Genomic DNA, 17958 nt, shown 5'->3' on the forward strand with positions numbered 1-17958 from the left:
TGACCAGGGGTTTTCACAGTCGAGTACGGAGGGGGGATGTCGAAGTCAGCTCAGGAGAAAAAAGCCACTGTCTATGATATCGCCCGCCGAGCCGGTGTCTCGGCAAGCACTGTATCCCGGATATTGAACGGCTCGGCCAAAGTGGCCGCAGATAAACGTCAGGCGGTGGAAGATGCCATTCAGGAATTGAATTTTCGTCCCAACCTGATGGCGCAATATTTGAAAACGGGTCAGTCCATGACCTTGGGTGTTTTGACCCAACATGTGGAGAGTCCATTTTCCAACGAAATGTTGCGGGGTGTTGAACACACTCTTCAGGGCATGGAGTATGTGCCGCTGATTGTCAGCGGTCACTGGAATGCGGAAGAAGAAGTTGAGCGGTTGCGTCTGCTGGTGGCCCGGCGGGTTGATGGCCTTATTATTTTGACCGGCCACGTCAATCAGCAAACACTGCTCGAGTTTTCCCAGCAAATACCGATTGTGGCCACAGGTCACAATATCATGACCGAGCGGGTACACTCCTTCAGCATCAATAACCGGCTGGGTGGCTACATGGCGACTCGCTATTTATTGGATCTGGGTCATCGTGACATCGCCCATATCGTCGGTTTACCGGATCATAACGATGCCATCGAGCGTCATCATGGCTATCGCCAGGCCCTGGTGAGCGCAGGTATCGAATATGACCCCTCCCTGGTCATCCAGGGGGATTTCGCCGAGGTCGGCGGGCTCAATGCCGTCAAGAAGCTGGTGGAGAGCGGCCGGAAATTCTCCGCCATCTTCTGCGCCAACGATCAGACCTGTTACGGGGCCATTCTGGGGCTCAAGCAGTGCGGCTTGCGGGTGCCTGAGGATGTCTCTCTCATCGGTTTTGACGACCTACCCTTCTCTACTTATTCCAACCCGCCATTGACCACGGTACGCCAGCCCATCTACGAGATGGGGGTCAAGATGGTCAAGACTCTGTTGGGTTTGATCGAGAACACGGAGCTGAACTCGGACGAACTGCCCGAATTGAGCATTGTGGTGCGTGATACCACACTGCCCTACAAGGGGTGAACACAGACCGGGGCAGTTCCCTGCGCAGCATCAGATCCCTGCACAGCATCAGCGTAAAGCGGCCTTCGGGCCGCTTTTCTTTTGTCAGCCACCTGCCCAGCGAGCGACGAGTCCCTGCCGCGACTTCCACCTTGACTCTCTGACATAGCACAGAGACCACACACAACCTGGCATCCCTCTTCTGCGGGCCCCCAATCCGGCCTGGCCCCATGACACCAGCCAAAGCCTGGCAATCACAACCCGATGAACCCGGTCGACCTGAATGAAACAAGGCGCCTGAAGGCGCCTTGGGGAGTGTGCAGATCCCTGCGGGAGCGTGGCCACCGTCAAGGCGCTGCGAAGGGGGATTCCGTCCCGGTGGCCGCGCTGGTTGCCAGCGTGGGGAGAGGCTCGTCCGCTTCACACAGACTGGCTCTTCTCGTGGCCGCCTTCTGGGGGGGATACCAGCTTGCCAACCCCTGCTGGATGCGCGCGGCGGCCGCTTCCGGCGTCATGGTGCCGAGCACCACGGATTGCGATACCTCCGCAAGCTCTGTGGTAAGCGATGGCTCACCCCGGGTGAGGAACTGCGCCCCCAGACGCAAGGTGGAATCGCAGGTATCCCGCCAGCCCATCATGGTGCTCGCCACCGGATCCTTGAGCTCGAAGAAGTGGTTGGAGAGGGAGAAAAAACCGGGCACCGAATTGGAGAAACGCTCGGCAAAGTCGGCGCTTGCCATCCACTCCACCAGTTTCAGGGCGGCCTCCTTGTTCGGGCTGGCGGCATTGATGCCGATCCCCATGTCGGTGTGATCGGTGAAATAGCAGGTGTCTCCCTCCCGCGCGACGGGGGGCGGGAAGGCACCAAAATTGACCTTGCCGGTGAACTGGGCCAGCGACCAGGAGCCCGCCACTATCATGGCGGCCTTGCCCGCAGCAAAGGCATCCACCGCCTGTGCTTCGGTGGCATCGGCAGGATGGTCCCCTATGTAGGGCCGCCAGCTCGCCAGCTCACGAAACGCCGCCACATAAGGGGCATCGGTCACTCGCGCCTGACCGTTGATCAGCGCCAGGCGGCCATCTTCCCCATGCCAGTAATTGGGACCGATATTCTGATAACCAAGCTCGGAGACCACCCAGCTGTCGTGAGCCGCCAGTGCCAGCGGCAGATAGCGGCCATCCTGCTTCACCTTCTCCAGCACGGCGAAGAAGTCGGCACGGGTTCGCGGCGGTGTCAGCCCAAGGGCGTTGAAGATATCGACATTGAAGTAGAAACCCTGGATCACGGAGGCAATGGGCAGGCAGAAGGTCTGGGCCCCGGAGTCGGTCTGCCAGGCGGCCTTGGCAAAGCTCGGGAAGTTCTCCATCCCGGGCAGGTCCGTCAGATCCAGCAGATGCCCCTGCTGGAACAGCCGCAGGGACTGATCATAAGGACGGCAAGTGATGAGATCCCCTGCCTTCCCCGCCGCCAGCCGCTCGGCAAGCTCCCGATCGTAATCCGCCGAGCGCTGCGAATGCAGCTTAAGGGTGATCTCGGGATGGATCGCCTGAAAACGGGGCAGAAACTGCTCCTTCCAGAGCGCCTCGTCATCCACGCGCCAGGTTTCCAGCACCAGCTCCTGGGATACCGCCGCCGTACTCAGCCCCCAGACCAGCAGGGCACTCACAGATTTCCACATCGCCTCTCTCCTACACCTTGAAACGGGCCACCAGACTCTGCTGCTGGCTGGCCAGCCCCGACAACACCTCACCACTGCTCGCCGATACCCGGGACGCCTGCTCGGTCTCGTGAGCCACGTCTGCGATGGCCGCCACGTGCTGGGCCACTCCCTGACTCACCGAAATCTGCTCCGCTGCGGCATAAGCCATGTGATCCGCAATCTCCTTGATGGCCTCCATGCGCGAGGCGATCCCCGCCAGGGCACTCTCGACATCCCGGGTCTGCTGCACACTCTGCTGGGTCTGCTCATGGCTCTGGGCCATCACGCTCGCCACATCGCGGGCGCATCCCTGCAGGTTGTCGATCATCACCTGGATCTCCTGGGTCGCCCCTTGTGAACGGGTAGCCAGCGCCCGCACCTCCTCGGCCACCACGGCAAAGCCCCGCCCGGCCTCCCCGGCACGGGCCGCTTCGATGGCCGCATTGAGGGCCAGCAGGTTGGTCTGTTCAGCCATGCCACGGATCACCTCGAGAATGTTGCCAATGTTGCTGCTGTAGCCTTCGAGCTTGCGGGTGATCGCCATGGCCCCGGCGATGTCGGTCGCCAGTTGTTCGATGCCATCCCGATTGGCCTGCATCAAATGACGCCCGCGCCGGCTCTCGTCATTGGCCTCCCCCACCTCCCGACGAACATGATCGCTCGAGCGCGCCACTTCGGTCGCACTGGTCTCCAGCTCGAAGATGGCGGCCGCCACCTGATCGGTCTGGGCCTTCTGCGCCTGCACCTGCGACATCACCTGCTCGCCGATCTCCGCGGTCTTGCGCGTCTCGCTCACCAGGTACTCAGAGCCGGTCTGGACCTCCATCAGAAGCGTCTTGGTGTGGTGGGCCAGCTGGTCGATGGAGTTCGCGACCTCACCAAGCTCGTTCCTGGCGGGGTAGCGAACCCGCAGCGTCATGTCCCCTTGTGCCATCAGACCGAGAACCCGATTGATCCGCACCAGAGGCACCTGGATGCTGCGGGCCGTACTCCAGGCAACAATGAGGGCGATGAGCACGGAACACAGGGCCACCATCACGATCCAGGTGCGGGCGCTGTCAACCGCGACATCGGCACTCAGCCTGTCCTCCTGCATGCTCTGGTTGCTGATGGCGATAAGCCTGTCCAGGACCTCCCCCAGTTGCTGGCTCTGCGCCTCCTGCTGTTCACGCAAGCCATGGAGTTGCTGGCTGATTTGCTGACGGCGCACCAGGGTGGCAATCAGCCCCTTGTCGCCAAATACCAGTTGGGGAATGCGCGCCACATGGCGGGTGAACCTGGCCTTGACGTCATCGGGGACAACAATCCGCTCCAGACGCTGGTTCGCAATGTCGATGTCTTTGGCCAGCACCCCCTGTAGCGCCACCAGATCCGTGTTGCCGTCGGCACGCAGGATCAGCTTGAGATCCCGTGCAATACCGCTGGTGATGAGCTCCGCCTTGTTCTGCAAAGAGCGCCGACCCGCCGTGTAACGCACCAGCAGGTCTGCCGCCGAACGGTAGTTGTCGTCCAGGTGCAGCAGCTCGCTCCGCATCCGTGCGAGCACCCGCTCCAGCTCGACCGACTCTTCGTGCAGGCTCATCAACTGCTCAGAGATGGTAAACAGCCGGGGGGCCTGGTCGGTGACCCGGGCGAGTTGCCGCTCACTCTCGGTATCGAGTGTCAGGGCCGCGAATGCCTTGATGTGCTGCTCATAGCGGACCTTGTCATGGGCAACACGCTGACGGGACTCGGGGAACGCCGACGTCTCCCGGATGGCGAGATGCGCCAGGCTGTCCCTGTCGGCCATCAGCAACGCGGCGCGCAGCCGGCTGGCGGTCAGGGCCTGAGGTGTCGCCTCTTCGGTCACCTGCTGGAAACGACCGTGAATGGAGGTCGTCTTCAGGTAACTGATGGCCCCGAGCAATAGCAACAGGACCAGCAGCAGCGTAAAGCCCAATCTGATCCGCTGTACGATCGACATCCTTCTCTCCCACCTCTCCCTCCGCATCGGGGCGGAGCCGGTTATCAAGGCACCAGGAGCCCGACAGGCATCCTGGTGCATCTGGCTGACGGCTTATCGACTCAACCTGCCCTGGCAATCGAGCCTGACCACTTCCCCTGAGGCCCCCAGCAGAGAAGCCGGTACCCAGCGAACGGTCGCCATGTCGATACGCGCCTGTCCACTGGTACCCAGGATGAAGGGGGTATTGACCTTCGCGAAGTCCATGCCCTCTTCGAGGCAGCGCAGGGGCAGACTCAGGGTCACCCACTTCTGCGGGGGCAACTGGCGCAAGGCCGGAGCAATCTCGATGGACTTGCCGCAGGGCCAGCCACACTGCAGCCCCAGCGTCATGTCACCCGCTGGCGCCTGCTGCACCCGCAGCGTCACCTGCAGCTCGCTCTCGCCCTTCAGGTAGGTGCGACGATCCGCCCCCTTGACCTGGGTGGTCTGCAACTGGATCGTGGCTCCGGAGTCGACACCCGGCGTGTCCGCCCCGAGGAAGGTGACCGCTCGCGCATCCTGCTGGCGCAGGTAGTCGATGGGCTGAACCTTGATGAAGGTCATCTCGGTCACGCTGTTGCCGGAGACTTCAGTCCCCGTCCAGTTGCTGGCATCCCCCATGCGCAGACGGTGTTCTTCACCCGCCTTTGGCCCGAACAGCTCGAGCACCTTGTCAGCGGAGCTCAGTTTGGCGGGGTCGCTCTCGTTGCAGCCGAAGGTACGTTTATCCAGGGTCAGGGTATTGAGGTTGCTGACCCGGGCCGCCACAGGGGAAGACTTGCCGTAGCTGAGCCCGTAGCCATAGGGGAAGAGCGGTGCGTACTCACCCGCAGGATCCTGCTCGAAGGCTGGACGCTGCCAGCCCGGGATATGGGTGGGCGTGCGATTGATGGTGGTGGCGCACTTGCTGAAGGGCCACGAGAAGGAGAGGCGTCCCTGGAAGTCATGGGCCACCTTGCCCTTGGCATCCCTGAACAGCAGATCGGTGATCCCCTCCCCCTCGGTGCCCGGCAGCCAGGCGGCGACAAAGGCGGAAGAGAGATTGAGCTCCTCATTGACGTAGAGCGGACGTCCGGAGAAAAGCACGGTCACCACGGGGATGCCGGCCGCCTTCAGCCGCTTGAGGGTCAACAGATCCTCGTGATAGCTGCTCTTGAGATCCCCATAGGCAAGGGTCTTGTTGTCAGGAATGTCGCCGAACCACTCTGCATAGGGATCCTCCCCCATGACCAGGATGGCGACATCGGGCTTGGCTCCCGCAAACTCACCGGATCCCGTGCTCACCTGCACATGATCCGCACCGACGGTGGCGGTCACCGCATCCAGCACGCTCTGGGCACCGGGGAAATCACCGCGCCCGTTCTCGCTGCCTTGCCAGGTCAGGCTCCAGCCCCCCACCTGCTTGCCCAGATCGTTGGCGGCGCTCCCAGCCACCAGCACCCGGCTCTGCCGGCTCAGGGGCAGGATCCTGCCCTCGTTCTTGAGCAGCACCAGCGACTTGCGTACCGCCTCCCGGGCCAGCGCCTTGTGCGTCACGGCACCAAGTTCACCCTGCTTGCCCGCCAGCTCACGGGCCGACGGCATGGGTTTCTCCCACAGCCCGGCCCGCATCTTGACCCGCAGGATACGCGTCACGGCATCGTCGATCCGGCTTATCGGGATCTGCCGGCTCGCCACGCCATCGAGCAGGCTCTGGCGAAACTCCATCCAGTCCTTGCGCGCCGTGACCATGAAGATGTCGACCCCGGCCAGCACCGCAGGCAGGCAGCTCCCCATGGTGCAACCGGCGATCTCGCTGTGACCGTTCCAATCAGAGACGACAAGGCCATCAAAGCCCATTTTGCCCTTGAGCACGTCGGTCAGCAGATAGCGGCTGCCGTGCAGCTTGCCGTTGTACTCAACCCCGTCTTCTGGCAGCACGTCGCGGTTGAGCTCGTTGTGCCAGCTGTTGAACGAAGCCATGACCACCTGGGCACCGGCATCCAGCCCCGAGAAGTAGCCCACCGCGTGCAGGTTGCGCAGGTCCTCTTCCGAATAGAAGTTCTGACCCCGGTCGACCCCGTTCAGGGTACCGCCGTCCCCCACGAAGTGTTTCACGTTCGAGATGACATGGCGCTGGCCGCGCAGATCCGTCGCGGAACCTTGCAGGCCACGCACCATCTCTCCGGCATAGTGATAGACGATGGCGGGATCTTCGGAATAGCCCTCATAGGTCCGGCCCCAGCGATCATCCCTCGGCACCGCCACCGTCGGGGCGAAGGTCCAATCCAGCCCGGTGGCGGCCACTTCCCGGGCCGTCACCTGGCCGATACGGTAGATGAGATCCGGATCCCGCGCCGCCCCCAGGCCAATATTGTGCGGGAACAGGGTCGCCGCGAAGACGTTGTTATGGCCGTGCACCGCATCGGTCGCCCACATGAAGGGGATGCGATACCCCCTGCCCTCAAAGCCCGCTTCCGCCGCCTGCCAATAGGTGTCGGCCTGGTGTGCCCAGTCCTGGGCCGACGCGTGTTTGTTGTTGCCGGGCCAGCCACCCCCCCCGTTGAGGACGGAGCCAATCTTGTAGCGCGTCACCTCCTCAGGTGTCACTTCACGAAAGTCGGGCTGGATCATCTGGCCCACCTTCTCCTCCAGGGTCATCCGGGAGAGCAGAGCCTGGATCTGGCGCTCCATCCCCTCGTCCCTGACAATGGCGCTGTGGATCTGCGGCCAGGTGGAAAAATAGGGCATGGTCGACAACTCATCCGCCATCCCGGCACTCCAGATGCCGCACCCCACGAATAGGCAGGTCATAGACCTGGTGAGACCTGTAGTTTTACGCATTTTCCTTATGACTCTCCGGATGTTCTCGTTCATCGCCTGGACTCATCGTTCATGGCGAGTCGTCTTGAAAAACAGTCGAACCTGAAATCGATTGCAAGAATATTAAATGGTAAACAGAAATCTCTTCGTCATTCCAGCAGTATCTTTGTCATGCCATGACAAAGATCCCGCTGAAAGAGAAAATAGTGATGCAACTCACAAACTCGGGGGCGTGCCTCATCAGCAGAATACCCAGGAAGGAACAGGGAGAGCGGGTAGACTCATGTCAGAAAGATCAACAAAATAAAATTAAAACAATAATTTAAATGCAATCGATCACATTGATTTGCCGCATGAGCTGCCTGGAACGACACCGATATGGCCAAACGACTGGGGAGTCAGAGGAATGTTGAAAGGATTCAATGGAATTCAATTCAAGTGCATGAATATATCAATAAACGAAAATTTGCCGTCTCCATCACATTTCATAAAAGCAAACTTGATCTGCCAAAAAATTTACTGTTACCTGAATCGTGAAATCGATTTCCACTCAAGGATTGTGTGTGAATCTTGACAGTGAAATGCGGGCCGCAGGATGACTCGGTCATTTTCTGCGTGAGTGCGAAAATCGACGCCATTATTTCCGTCTGTGATCAAAGGGGTAACAATGAAAACATCTCGGCTTAGTGCCCTGACGCTTGCCATGTCTTGCGTCATTGGCTTGCATGGCTGCTCCCTGCCCAGCGCAGGAGCATCTGGTTCAGCGACCTCCTCGGCATCTGCCGGACCTGTGGGTGAATTGCTGACCAATGGGGGCTTCCAGGGAACCGATGGATGGTGGACGGCCGGGGGGACCCTGAACGCCGAGAACCAGATGGGCTGTATCACCTTCACCGAGTCGGGCTCCAATCCCTGGGATGTCATCCTGGGTCAGTCCAATCTCGGCCTGGTGCAGGGGCAAACCTACAAACTCCATTTCACTGCCATGGCCAAGAGCGACATCAACGTCAAGGCCCTGATCCAGCATGATGGCGCCCCCTACACCAACTACATGGTGCAGGACCTCGCCCTCGGCAGCACGCCCAAACCGTTCGATATCCAGTTCACACCTTCTGCCACTGACGAGAAGACCCAGTTCCAACTTCAGATGGGCACCCAGACACCGACCACTGTCTGTATCGGTGAAGCCACGCTATCGGGCCCCTCCTTGATCAAGAAATCGGAGCTGGGCAGCGTGCGCGTCAACCAGGTCGGCTATCTGAGCAAGGCTCTGAAACGGGCGACCATCGCCACCGACAGCAAGGACGCGCTCCCCTGGACCCTGCGCAATGCCCAGGGTGAGACCATCGCGGAAGGCAAGACCACGCCCTTTGGCCTGAATGCCGCATCCGGCGAGAACGTACAGATTGCCGACTTCAGTCAGGTCACCACCCCGGGCACCGGCCTGGTACTGGAGGTCGCCGGCCAGAAGAGTCATCCGTTCAGCATCGGCGATGACATCTATCACACCATGAAATTCGATGCCCTCTCCTTCTTCTATCAGCAGCGTAGCGGCATCGACATCGAAGCCAAATATGTCCAGCGCCCCGACCTTGCTCGCCCGGCAGGACACAAGCCCGAGAACGTAACCTGCTTCAACAAGCAGGACGCCAAGGGCAACCAGTGGCCTGGCTGTGACTTCACGCTGGATGTGACCGGCGGCTGGTACGACGCTGGCGATCAGGGCAAGTACGTGGTCAACGGGGGGATCTCGGTATGGACCTTGATGAACCTTTATGAACGGGAGCAGCTGGCGAAAGAGGGTGACAAGAGCGCCTTTGCCGACGGCAAGGTCAAGATCCCGGAACAGCACAACGGCTACAACGATCTGCTGGACGAGTCCCGCTGGATGATGGAGTTCTTCCTCGCCATGCAGGTGCCCGAAGGCAAGAAGGCCTGGGTGCCGGTAGGCGATCAGTCCAAGCAGCTCGACAGCCTGAAACTGACCGAGATCGATGCCTCCGGCATGGTATTCCACAAGGTCGCCGACGAAGCCTGGACCGGGATGCCGCTCCCGCCCCACAAGGATCCACAACCCCGTTTCCTGAGCCACCCCAGCACGGCTGCGACTCTGAACCTGGCGGCCACCGCCGCCCAGTCTGCTCGCGTATGGAAAGATCTGGATCCGGCCTTCGCACAGCGCAGCCTGCAGGCAGCGGAACGAGCCTGGAAGGCGGCCAACCGCCATCCGGACGTCTATGCCTATGACAACTTTGTGGGATCCGGTCCCTATGATGACACCAACCTGAAGGACGAATTCTACTGGGCTGCCGCCGAGCTGTTTGCCACCACCGGCAAAGCCGAGTACAAGCAGGCCGTCCAGCAGTCCCCTCTCTATCTGGCTGCCCCCAAGGGGGATCGCAGCGCAAGCGGTGATCTCTACTGGCAGGATCTCAGCAGCGCAGGGACCATCACGCTGGCCATGGTGCCTAACAAACTGGGCAAACAGGAAGTGGAGAAGGCACGCGCCGCTATCATCGCCGCAGCTGACGGCTACCAGAAGAGCGTGGCGACGGAGGGTTACCTTATCCCCTATCAGGCGACCGAATACCCCTGGGGCTCCAACTCCAACCTGATGAACCGCAGCATCTTCCTCGGGTTGGCCCATGACTTCACGGGAGAGCGCAAATACCTGCAGGCCATGTCCGATGCCATGGACTATGTGCTCGGCCGCAACCCCCTCGACCAGTCCTATGTGTCGGGCTACGGCAGCCGTCCGCTGAAGAATCCGCACCACAGGTTCTGGGCTCACCCCATCGACCCCGCGTCTCCCCTGGTTCCGCCAGGTGTACTCTCGGGCGGGCCAAACTCCATCAACTTCAGCGATCCCGTTGCCTCCACCCTCAAGGGCAAGTGTACCGGCCAGACCTGCTGGAAAGATGAGATTGGTGCCTGGACGCTGAACGAGGTCACCGTCAACTGGAATGCCCCCTTCTTCTGGACGGTCAGCGTACTGGATGAAGGTGGATTGACCCGCTGATCACCCTTCCAATGCTCCGTCCCCGTGACGGAGCATTGTTTTACTCCCCTGCCGACCTTGCCCAGGACAGCTCCCGCACCTGTCGCCGCCCTCCACTTTACGTTTTCAATTCCCCTTTTCCGTCATCATTCAGAGGCTGACGGCAGCAGAACCCTCTCTTATCGATCATTTCATCTGACCGCACCTTCGCAACCCTGCCTTTACATGTCCGTCTCTTGGCCACCTTATTTGCGCATCCACTTGATCCCTCATTTGCCATCAGATCTGCTGACGCCATCTGGGCATCACCCGCTCCCCGCCTCTTCTACAGTGCCCCCCGCGCGAAGCAGGCGGGAAAGCAGGATACCCGGCTCCTGAATCGGGTTTCGTGACCCTCAGCGAGAACCACAAGGCAACCCCAGGCTGAGCCCGCCATCTGAGCAAGACACTGTACAGAGCCCCTTAGCCGCCACCATGACCCCCTGCCACAAGAGGGTGAAGGAGCACGGCGATGGGCTCGGTTATCCGGGGTTGCTGGCATGGGCGCCGGATCGGCACCATGCCGAAAGCGCCCCCTGCATCATGCTGGGGGCAGGAGCAGCATGAAAACCACGACAAACTTGAAATCGATATTTCAAAAAGCCAAGTCGAACAAACATGGCGAAAGCCACATCACAAAAAAAACACCAATTGACTGATAAATAACGACATTTTATCTTGACCACCTTATATCAAATATCCATCAAGTGATCGCGATCACAATTACAAAACCCGGCCTGTGAAATCGATTTCCCACTTTGTTGCATCGATCTATAGTGAGCCCAGCTTAATAACTGAGGAATGATCATGAAAAAAATCATGTTGTGCTGCTCTGCCGGGATGTCCACCAGCCTGCTGGTGAAAAAAATGCTGGTAGAAGCCGAAAAACGGGGCCTGGCTGCCGAGATCAAGGCTTTTGGCGCATCGGAGTTCGATGACCAGATGCCCCATTACCAGGTGGTCTTGCTGGGACCGCAGATCAAGTACATGCAACCGGAGTTGCAAGCCAAGGCGGCGGCTCACGGCATCAAGGTACAACCTATCGACATGATGGATTACGGCATGCAGCGCGGCGACAAGGTGCTGGACTACGCCCTCTCCCTGATTGGTTAAGCGTGCTCACAAGGAAGGACACACACTATGAGTTCACTCTATGGGATGCTGGTCAAGTTGATCGAACAACGGATCGGCCCATTGGCAGGAAAACTGGGCCAGCAACGCTATGTTCTGGCCATCCGTGACGGTTTTATTGCCGCGCTGCCGTTCATGATCGTCGGCAGCTTCATGCTGGTCTTCATTTTTCCACCCATCTCCAGCGAAACCACCTGGGGCTTTGCCAGAGCCTGGCTCGATTTTTCCAACACCTATCGTGCCGAACTCATGTTGCCCTTCAACATGAGCATGGGGCTGATGACGGTCTTCATTTCGGTGGGCGTCGCATCCAGCCTGGCCAAACAATACTCCCTGGACCCCATCACCACGGGCCTGCTGTCGCTGATGTCGTTCATGCTGGTGGCGGCGCAATATAAAGACGGCACCATCTCCACCCAGTATTTCTCCGGTCAGGGCATCTTTACCGCTCTCATTTGTGCCATCTATTCGACCGAGGTCTACGCCTGGCTCAAGCGCAACAACATCACCATCCGTCTGCCCGAGCAGGTGCCGATGGGAGTGGCGCGCTCCTTCGAGGTGCTGATCCCGGTCCTGGCGATTATCCTGACCCTGCACCCCTTCAACATGCTGCTGCAGGAAACCACTGGCATGATCCTGCCCGAGGCGATCATGTCCATGCTCAAACCGCTGGTGGCGGCTTCCGACAGCCTGCCTGCCGTCTTGCTGGCGGTGCTGTTGTGCCAGATCCTCTGGTTTGCCGGCATCCACGGCACCATGATCGTCACCGGCATCATGAACCCCTTCTGGATGGCAAACCTGGCCAGCAACCAGGCCGCATTGGCCGCCGGGCAAGCCATTCCCCACACCTTCCTGCCCGGTTTCTGGGATCACTTCCTGTTTATCGGCGGCGTGGGCTCCACCTTGCCACTGGCATTCCTGCTGATGCGCAGCCGTGCCGTGCACCTGCGCACCATAGGGCGAATGGGCGTGGTCCCCGGGTTCTTCAACATCAACGAGCCGATCCTGTTTGGTGCTCCCATCATCATGAACCCGGTCTTCTTCCTGCCCTTCATCCTGGTGCCGGTGATCAACGCCATCCTGGCCTGGTTCGCGGTGGATCTGGGTCTGGTTGAGAAGGTCGTGATGCTGACCGCATGGACCACGCCGGCCCCCATCGGCGCCTCCTGGGCGACCAACTGGGCCTTCAGTCCGGTCATCATGTGCTTCATCTGCATGGGGATCTCCGCCCTGATGTATTACCCCTTCGTGCGGGCTTACGAACGCACCCTGCTCAAGCAGGAAGCCGAGACGGCTGAAGCGGAAGAAGCCGCCAGATCAGAAAAAGCAGACACAATCACACCGATTCAGAGTCAGGCGTAAGCGCCAGGCGTGCGGGCGCCACGCCGCCTGCACGCCGGTCATCAAGAGGAAACTGCAATGCAATATACATTCCCCGAAGGCTTCTGGTGGGGTAGCGCCTCGTCGGCCGCACAATCGGAAGGGGCTGCCAATGTGGGCGGCAAGGCACCGACTATCTGGGATCACTGGTTCGAGACTGAGCCACACCGTTTCCACGGTCAGGTTGGCCCGGCCAACACCTCCACCTTCTACGATCGTTATCGTGAAGACATCGCATTGATGGAACAGATTGGCCACAACAGCTTCCGCACATCCATCTCCTGGGCCCGGTTGCTGCCGGATGGCCACACCGTCAATCAGGAGGCCGTCGACTTCTACAACAAGGTTATCGATGAGCTGCTGGCCAAGGGGATCAAACCCTTCATCGGCCTGTTCCACTTCGACATGCCGATGTACTGGCAGGAGCAGGGGGGCTGGGAGAGCCGCGAAACCGTGGCGGCCTATGCCGAGTACGCAGCGCTCTGCTTCAAACTGTTCGGTGATCGCGTCGCCTGCTGGATGACCTTCAATGAGCCCGTTGTGGTAGTGGAAGGAGGGTATCTGTATGACTTCCATTACCCGAACCAGATGGACTTCAAACGGGCAGCCCAGGTGGCCTATCACATGATGCTGGCCCACAGTCTGGCGGTGAAGCGTTATCGCACACTCTCCCTGCCCGGCCAGATCGGCATCGTCCTGAACCTGACCCCCTCCTATCCGCGCTCTTCAAACCCGGCAGACTTGAAGGCCTCGTTCATTGCCGACCTGTTCTTCAACCGCGCCTTCCTCGATCCTGCGGTGAAGGGGGTTTATCCCCAGGAGCTGATCGATATCCTGCGCGAGCACGATCAGATGCCCGTGGTGCAAAGCGGCGACTGCGAACTGCTGGCCGCCGGCAAGATCGATCTGCTCGGCATCAACTACTACCAGCCGCGGCGAGTGAAGGCACGCATGACGGCCATCAATCCGGACTCCCCTTTCCTGCCTGACTGGTTCTTCGAGAATTACGAGATGCCAGGCCGCAAAATGAACCCTTATCGCGGCTGGGAAATATATGAGCGCGGTATTTATGACATATTGATCAACCTGCGCGACAACTATGGAAATATCCCAAGCTATATCTCTGAAAATGGTATGGGTGTCGAAGGGGAACACAGATTCATTGGTGAAGATGGTCAGGTAAAAGACGATTATCGTATCGACTTCATTCGCGGCCACCTCCAATGGATTCATACCGCCATTGCCGAAGGAAGTAATTGCCGTGGTTATCACCTGTGGACCTTTATTGACAACTGGTCCTGGATGAATGCCTACAAGAACCGTTATGGATTCATCAGCCTTGATTTGGAAAGCCAGCAGCGCACCGTCAAGAAAAGTGGTGAATGGTTCGCCAACGTCTCTCGTAATAATGGATTTTAAGGAGTCATAAATGATGGATCTTGAAGAAGCAGTCATGGGCATCATCGTCAATGCCGGCCAATCTCGCAGTCTCTGTTTCGAAGCCCTGCGTCAGGCTCGTGCTGGCCAGTTCAGCGAAGCGGATGCCTTGCTGCTCCAGGCCACCGACGCGGGGAAGGCTGCCCATGCCGTACAAACCAAACTGATTGAAGCCGATGAGGGCGAAGGCAAGACCAAGATGACACTGGTCATGGTACATGCCCAGGATCACCTGATGACCTCCATTCTGTGCCGCGAACTGGCCACCGAACTGGTCGAGATCTATCGCCGCCAAGCCAGCTGATTTTAACTCATCGGATCGGGAGTCCGTGCTTTTGCCACCGTTATATACGGTGGCTTTTTTTATTCTGGTTATACCAGCCAGCCGTCATGTCTTTCATACCTTTTTCAGGCAATTTCAAAAATATGAAACTGTCATGACGCGATACCAGTATAAGTTTCAACATCTGTTTATGGCTATTCTGATGCTGCTTGTAGTCATCAATAAAACACTCATTAATAAACACACAGGAATGTGGATAATATGCGTAAACTTGGACTGATGTCAGTATTGCTGATGGCGGGAGGATTATATTCCACTCAGGCATCGGCATGGTGGTGGAGCAATCAGGATCCTGATTACCCATGACCCTCAGCCAGCTTCAAGAGCCGATATGGCATCGGAGGGCTTGCCACGACTGCATGCCCCAATTCTACCAACATGCTATTGAGGTCAAAACGATGATTAAACCGGAAGCAGTATTCCGCAAGATGCCTTGGTAAATGCTTCGCTCCGAGCGTATGGCAACTGCCCCGCAGCGAGTTTTTCACATTTCCTATCATCGTGTTTACCCAGTTGAATGCCGGATGATCCAGCCAGTCCAGGTTGCCCCCGGTGACAACTCCCAGGTGCTCACAATTGGCCTCCTTGACCGCTTTGAAACAGGCCAATCCATCGGATATCACCGCGCTACCACTGGCAATATGCCGTTTTGCCCAATCAGCAACGGACTTGGTTTTGAAACCATCGACCACCGTCATCCGCATCTTGATTGGATGTCCTTCCTTGTTCAGGGCCACTGCTGCCACAAACGGCGTCTTGCCTGCCGCGCCCCGACCCCGTTTGCCACCACGGCGCTCGCCACCCCAGTAGACATCATCGAGCTGAATGATGCCGCTGATGGGCTGCTTGTCATCGGACTCTTTCATGGCTTGCAGCAGCTTGTGCTTGAGCATCCAGGCGGTGTCATATTTGACGCCCAACTGGCGCTTTAGCTCCATCGCTGACAAGCCTGTTTTGGTTTGTGACAACAGGTGCATTGCCAGAAACCACTTGGTCAGTGGGAGCTTGGTGTTTGCGAAAATCGTGTTTCCAGTCAATGACATCTGGTGACGGCAGTGATTGCATTGCCACACACGTGGCCGCCTTCTCAGGCGACAACAGGTCTTGTTGGCACATTCAGGGCAGACAAAGCCGTTAGGAAAACGCCAAGTGAACAGCGCGTTTTCGCACTGAGCCTCAGTGCCATAGTCCTTGAGAAACTCAAACAGGCTGTAGCCTTTCTGGAATTGGATTTTGCTTTTGGCCATGATCTCGCACCTCGATAACTGTACGTAAGATCAGTATAGTTCGTGGTAACTGACTGCTAATCATGGGTAATCAGGATCAGGATTGGCAGGTCTCTGATGGTTGGCGCAATGGCGGGTCAGAATTTGACTGCACCTGGCGTGCCGCCAACGTCTGGATGGAGTCCGGCACGGCCATCCTCCATGCGAAATCCGACAAAGGAAACAAGAGCTGCGCTGAGCTGCGAACCTACAACTACACCCGTAAGGGTCGTTATGAGGTGCAGATGCAGGCAGGATCGGTGCCCGGCACCATCAGCTCCTTCTTTACCTATACCGGAGATGCAGGCACCAGCTCTCACTATGAAGTCGACATCGAGCTGATGGGCGGCACCAACCTGCTCCATACCAACGTCTGGATCCAGGGGCGTCAGTATCCCCAGGACATCGACCTGGGCAAGTACGGTATCTCCATCTGGAACATGGAGCGCTACGCCTTCAACATCGACGAGGCGGGAGTCACCTGGCAGGTCTTCAGCCGCACCCAGAACAAATGGGTGAGCGTGCGCCGCGAGAGCCGCCCCGTCACCAGCTGGATGCAGACGTTTGTGAATAACTGGATCAGCGCCAACCCGAGCTTCCCGCCCAGCTCCTACAACGGCCAGCCCGTCTACGCCAAATACAAGTACGCCAATGTGACGCCCTGGGAGTGATCGCGATGGTCAACTAAATCCGGGCACACGGTGGCATACCCAAAACCGAAGACACAAAAAAGCCCAACTGAATAAATCAGTTGGGCTATATGGATGGCGGAGGAGGTGGGATTTGAACCCACGGATGGTCGCCCATCGCCGGTTTTCAAGACCGGTGCATTCAGCCGCTCTGCCACCCCTCCGCAGCAGTGCGACGCATATTACCCATGCCCCCAGCCCTTGTAAATCCCCACTCCGTTTGTTTGCCCATTTATTGGGCTATCTGGCGCACAAAACCGGCAAAACCGCTGCAAACCGTGCTTTTTCAAGCGGATGGCTTGACTTGAAAACAGACTCACCCACTATAGGGGCCACTACCACATCCCCAGCAAGATGGACTTATGAGAATCAAACATGCCCTGTTCGCCGCCCTGACCGGCGCGACCCTGCTTGCGGCGCCCGTGCAGGCGAGCGAGCTGACCAAGAGCGATGTCGAGCAGATCGTGCGCGACTATCTGGTCAAGAATCCGGAGATCCTGGTTGAGATGTCCAACGCCCTGCGTGCCAAGCAGGAGAGCCAGCAGGCCGAGAACGACAAGACGCTGATAGAAGCCCATGCCAAGCAGCTCTTCGCCAACCAGGATCCCGAGAGCGGCAATCCCAAGGGCAGCCTGACGGTGGTGGAGTTCTTCGACTACAACTGCGGCTACTGCAAGCGCGCTCATCCCCTCATTCAGCAACTGCTCTCTGAGGACAAGGAGATCCGCTACATCTACAAGCAGTTCCCCATCCTGAGCGAAACCTCCTACTACGCCGCCCGCGCGGCGCTGGCGGTGAAGCTCGGCCAGCCCGACAAATACCAGGCCTTCCACGACAAGCTGTACGCCCATCAGGGGCCCCTCTCCGACGAAGCCCAGGTGAAAGACGTCGCCAGGGCCGCCGGCGTGGACTGGAGCAAGGTAGAGGCGAAGATCAAGGACGGCAGCATCGATCAGAATCTGGGTACCAACCGGGCGCTGGCCGAAGCCATGGCCATTTCCGGTACCCCGGCCTTCATCATCGGCGATCAGATCCTGCGCGGCGCACCGCGGGATCTGGCCAGCCTCAAGGCCATCATCAAGGATGTCCGCGCCGGCAAGAGCATCCAGTAACCCGCGCGTTGTGCATGAAAAAACGCCCCGGCATGCCGCA

The 17958-nt window shown here is 58.8% G+C and carries 13 protein-coding genes and 1 tRNA gene; 9 read left to right on the plus strand and 5 right to left on the minus strand.

The features are described from left to right. Nucleotides 1–36: 36 nt before the first annotated feature. Complete coding sequence (locus C3F36_RS05050; RefSeq protein WP_041201452.1) at nucleotides 37–1059, plus strand: LacI family DNA-binding transcriptional regulator; 1023 nt, start codon at nucleotides 37–39, stop codon at nucleotides 1057–1059. A gap of 326 nt (nucleotides 1060–1385) precedes the next feature. Here the strand turns inward: C3F36_RS05050 and C3F36_RS05055 are convergent, their stop codons facing one another. The 3 genes from C3F36_RS05055 to C3F36_RS05065 all read right to left on the minus strand — a co-directional run bounded on the left by C3F36_RS05055 (nucleotide 1386) and on the right by C3F36_RS05065 (nucleotide 7515). Then, nucleotides 1386–2717 carry an ABC transporter substrate-binding protein gene (locus C3F36_RS05055; protein WP_103244411.1) on the minus strand — a complete coding sequence of 444 codons (1332 nt, stop codon included), beginning with the start codon at nucleotides 2715–2717 and terminating at the stop codon, nucleotides 1386–1388. Nucleotides 2718–2727: 10 nt separating this feature from the next. Continuing rightward, on the minus strand, nucleotides 2728–4701 hold the full coding sequence (locus tag C3F36_RS05060) for a methyl-accepting chemotaxis protein (RefSeq protein ID WP_158656077.1): 1974 nt from the start codon (nucleotides 4699–4701) through the stop codon (nucleotides 2728–2730). A 93-nt stretch (nucleotides 4702–4794) separates the two neighbouring features. Continuing rightward, complete coding sequence (locus C3F36_RS05065) at nucleotides 4795–7515, minus strand: glycoside hydrolase family 3 protein (protein ID WP_233759717.1); 2721 nt, start codon at nucleotides 7513–7515, stop codon at nucleotides 4795–4797. Nucleotides 7516–8314: 799 nt separating this feature from the next. Here C3F36_RS05065 and C3F36_RS05070 point away from each other — a divergent pair. The 6 genes from C3F36_RS05070 to C3F36_RS05090 all read left to right on the plus strand — a co-directional run bounded on the left by C3F36_RS05070 (nucleotide 8315) and on the right by C3F36_RS05090 (nucleotide 14813). Then, on the plus strand, nucleotides 8315–10543 hold the full coding sequence (locus tag C3F36_RS05070; protein ID WP_232090119.1) for a glycoside hydrolase family 9 protein: 2229 nt from the start codon (nucleotides 8315–8317) through the stop codon (nucleotides 10541–10543). 490 nt (nucleotides 10544–11033) lie between these two features. Next, nucleotides 11034–11216: a hypothetical protein gene (locus tag C3F36_RS23230; RefSeq protein ID WP_158656079.1), complete on the plus strand. Its 183-nt coding sequence runs from the start codon at nucleotides 11034–11036 to the stop codon at nucleotides 11214–11216. 152 nt (nucleotides 11217–11368) lie between these two features. Further along, entirely contained in the window at nucleotides 11369–11674 is a 306-nt protein-coding gene (locus tag C3F36_RS05075; RefSeq protein ID WP_010673339.1) for a PTS sugar transporter subunit IIB, read from the plus strand. Between the two features lie 27 nt (nucleotides 11675–11701). Next, entirely contained in the window at nucleotides 11702–13054 is a 1353-nt protein-coding gene (locus C3F36_RS05080; protein ID WP_010673338.1) for a PTS cellobiose transporter subunit IIC, read from the plus strand. Between the two features lie 57 nt (nucleotides 13055–13111). Beyond that, on the plus strand, nucleotides 13112–14491 hold the full coding sequence (locus C3F36_RS05085; RefSeq protein WP_010673337.1) for a glycoside hydrolase family 1 protein: 1380 nt from the start codon (nucleotides 13112–13114) through the stop codon (nucleotides 14489–14491). Between the two features lie 10 nt (nucleotides 14492–14501). Further along, complete coding sequence (locus C3F36_RS05090; protein WP_010673336.1) at nucleotides 14502–14813, plus strand: PTS lactose/cellobiose transporter subunit IIA; 312 nt, start codon at nucleotides 14502–14504, stop codon at nucleotides 14811–14813. A gap of 335 nt (nucleotides 14814–15148) precedes the next feature. Here C3F36_RS05090 and C3F36_RS05095 read toward each other — a convergent pair whose 3' ends face one another. Next, nucleotides 15149–16099, minus strand: a complete 951-nt coding sequence (locus tag C3F36_RS05095) for an IS1595-like element ISKpn3 family transposase (protein WP_043851557.1) — start codon at nucleotides 16097–16099, stop codon at nucleotides 15149–15151. A gap of 62 nt (nucleotides 16100–16161) precedes the next feature. On the opposite strand from C3F36_RS05095, the gene C3F36_RS05100 reads away from it, so the two are divergent. Further along, entirely contained in the window at nucleotides 16162–16788 is a 627-nt protein-coding gene (locus C3F36_RS05100) for a family 16 glycosylhydrolase (RefSeq protein ID WP_104454617.1), read from the plus strand. A gap of 94 nt (nucleotides 16789–16882) precedes the next feature. Here C3F36_RS05100 and C3F36_RS05105 read toward each other — a convergent pair. Then, a tRNA-Ser gene (locus C3F36_RS05105) sits at nucleotides 16883–16970 on the minus strand. Nucleotides 16971–17168: 198 nt separating this feature from the next. Here C3F36_RS05105 and C3F36_RS05110 point away from each other — a divergent pair. Continuing rightward, nucleotides 17169–17918 carry a DsbA family protein gene (locus tag C3F36_RS05110; protein WP_039041345.1) on the plus strand — a complete coding sequence of 250 codons (750 nt, stop codon included), beginning with the start codon at nucleotides 17169–17171 and terminating at the stop codon, nucleotides 17916–17918. Nucleotides 17919–17958: the final 40 nt, after the last annotated feature.

This window comes from Aeromonas sp. ASNIH2 (assembly GCF_002934795.1).
Taxonomy (GTDB): domain Bacteria; phylum Pseudomonadota; class Gammaproteobacteria; order Enterobacterales; family Aeromonadaceae; genus Aeromonas; species Aeromonas caviae.

What these genes read in the sequence shown, in the direction of transcription:
- C3F36_RS05055 (WP_103244411.1), bottom strand. Translation starts at nt 2,717, where the DNA reads ATGTGGAAATCTGTGAGTGCCCTGCTGGTCTGGGGGCTGAGTACGGCG.
- C3F36_RS05085 (WP_010673337.1), top strand. Translation starts at nt 13,112, where the DNA reads ATGCAATATACATTCCCCGAAGGCTTCTGGTGGGGTAGCGCCTCGTCG.
- C3F36_RS05080 (WP_010673338.1), top strand. Translation starts at nt 11,702, where the DNA reads ATGAGTTCACTCTATGGGATGCTGGTCAAGTTGATCGAACAACGGATC.
- C3F36_RS05065 (WP_233759717.1), bottom strand. Translation starts at nt 7,515, where the DNA reads ATGACCTGCCTATTCGTGGGGTGCGGCATCTGGAGTGCCGGGATGGCG.
- C3F36_RS05090 (WP_010673336.1), top strand. Translation starts at nt 14,502, where the DNA reads ATGATGGATCTTGAAGAAGCAGTCATGGGCATCATCGTCAATGCCGGC.
- C3F36_RS05095 (WP_043851557.1), bottom strand. Translation starts at nt 16,099, where the DNA reads ATGGCCAAAAGCAAAATCCAATTCCAGAAAGGCTACAGCCTGTTTGAG.
- C3F36_RS05100 (WP_104454617.1), top strand. Translation starts at nt 16,162, where the DNA reads ATGGGTAATCAGGATCAGGATTGGCAGGTCTCTGATGGTTGGCGCAAT.
- C3F36_RS05075 (WP_010673339.1), top strand. Translation starts at nt 11,369, where the DNA reads ATGAAAAAAATCATGTTGTGCTGCTCTGCCGGGATGTCCACCAGCCTG.
- C3F36_RS05060 (WP_158656077.1), bottom strand. Translation starts at nt 4,701, where the DNA reads ATGTCGATCGTACAGCGGATCAGATTGGGCTTTACGCTGCTGCTGGTC.
- C3F36_RS05110 (WP_039041345.1), top strand. Translation starts at nt 17,169, where the DNA reads ATGAGAATCAAACATGCCCTGTTCGCCGCCCTGACCGGCGCGACCCTG.
- C3F36_RS23230 (WP_158656079.1), top strand. Translation starts at nt 11,034, where the DNA reads ATGGGCTCGGTTATCCGGGGTTGCTGGCATGGGCGCCGGATCGGCACC.
- C3F36_RS05050 (WP_041201452.1), top strand. Translation starts at nt 37, where the DNA reads ATGTCGAAGTCAGCTCAGGAGAAAAAAGCCACTGTCTATGATATCGCC.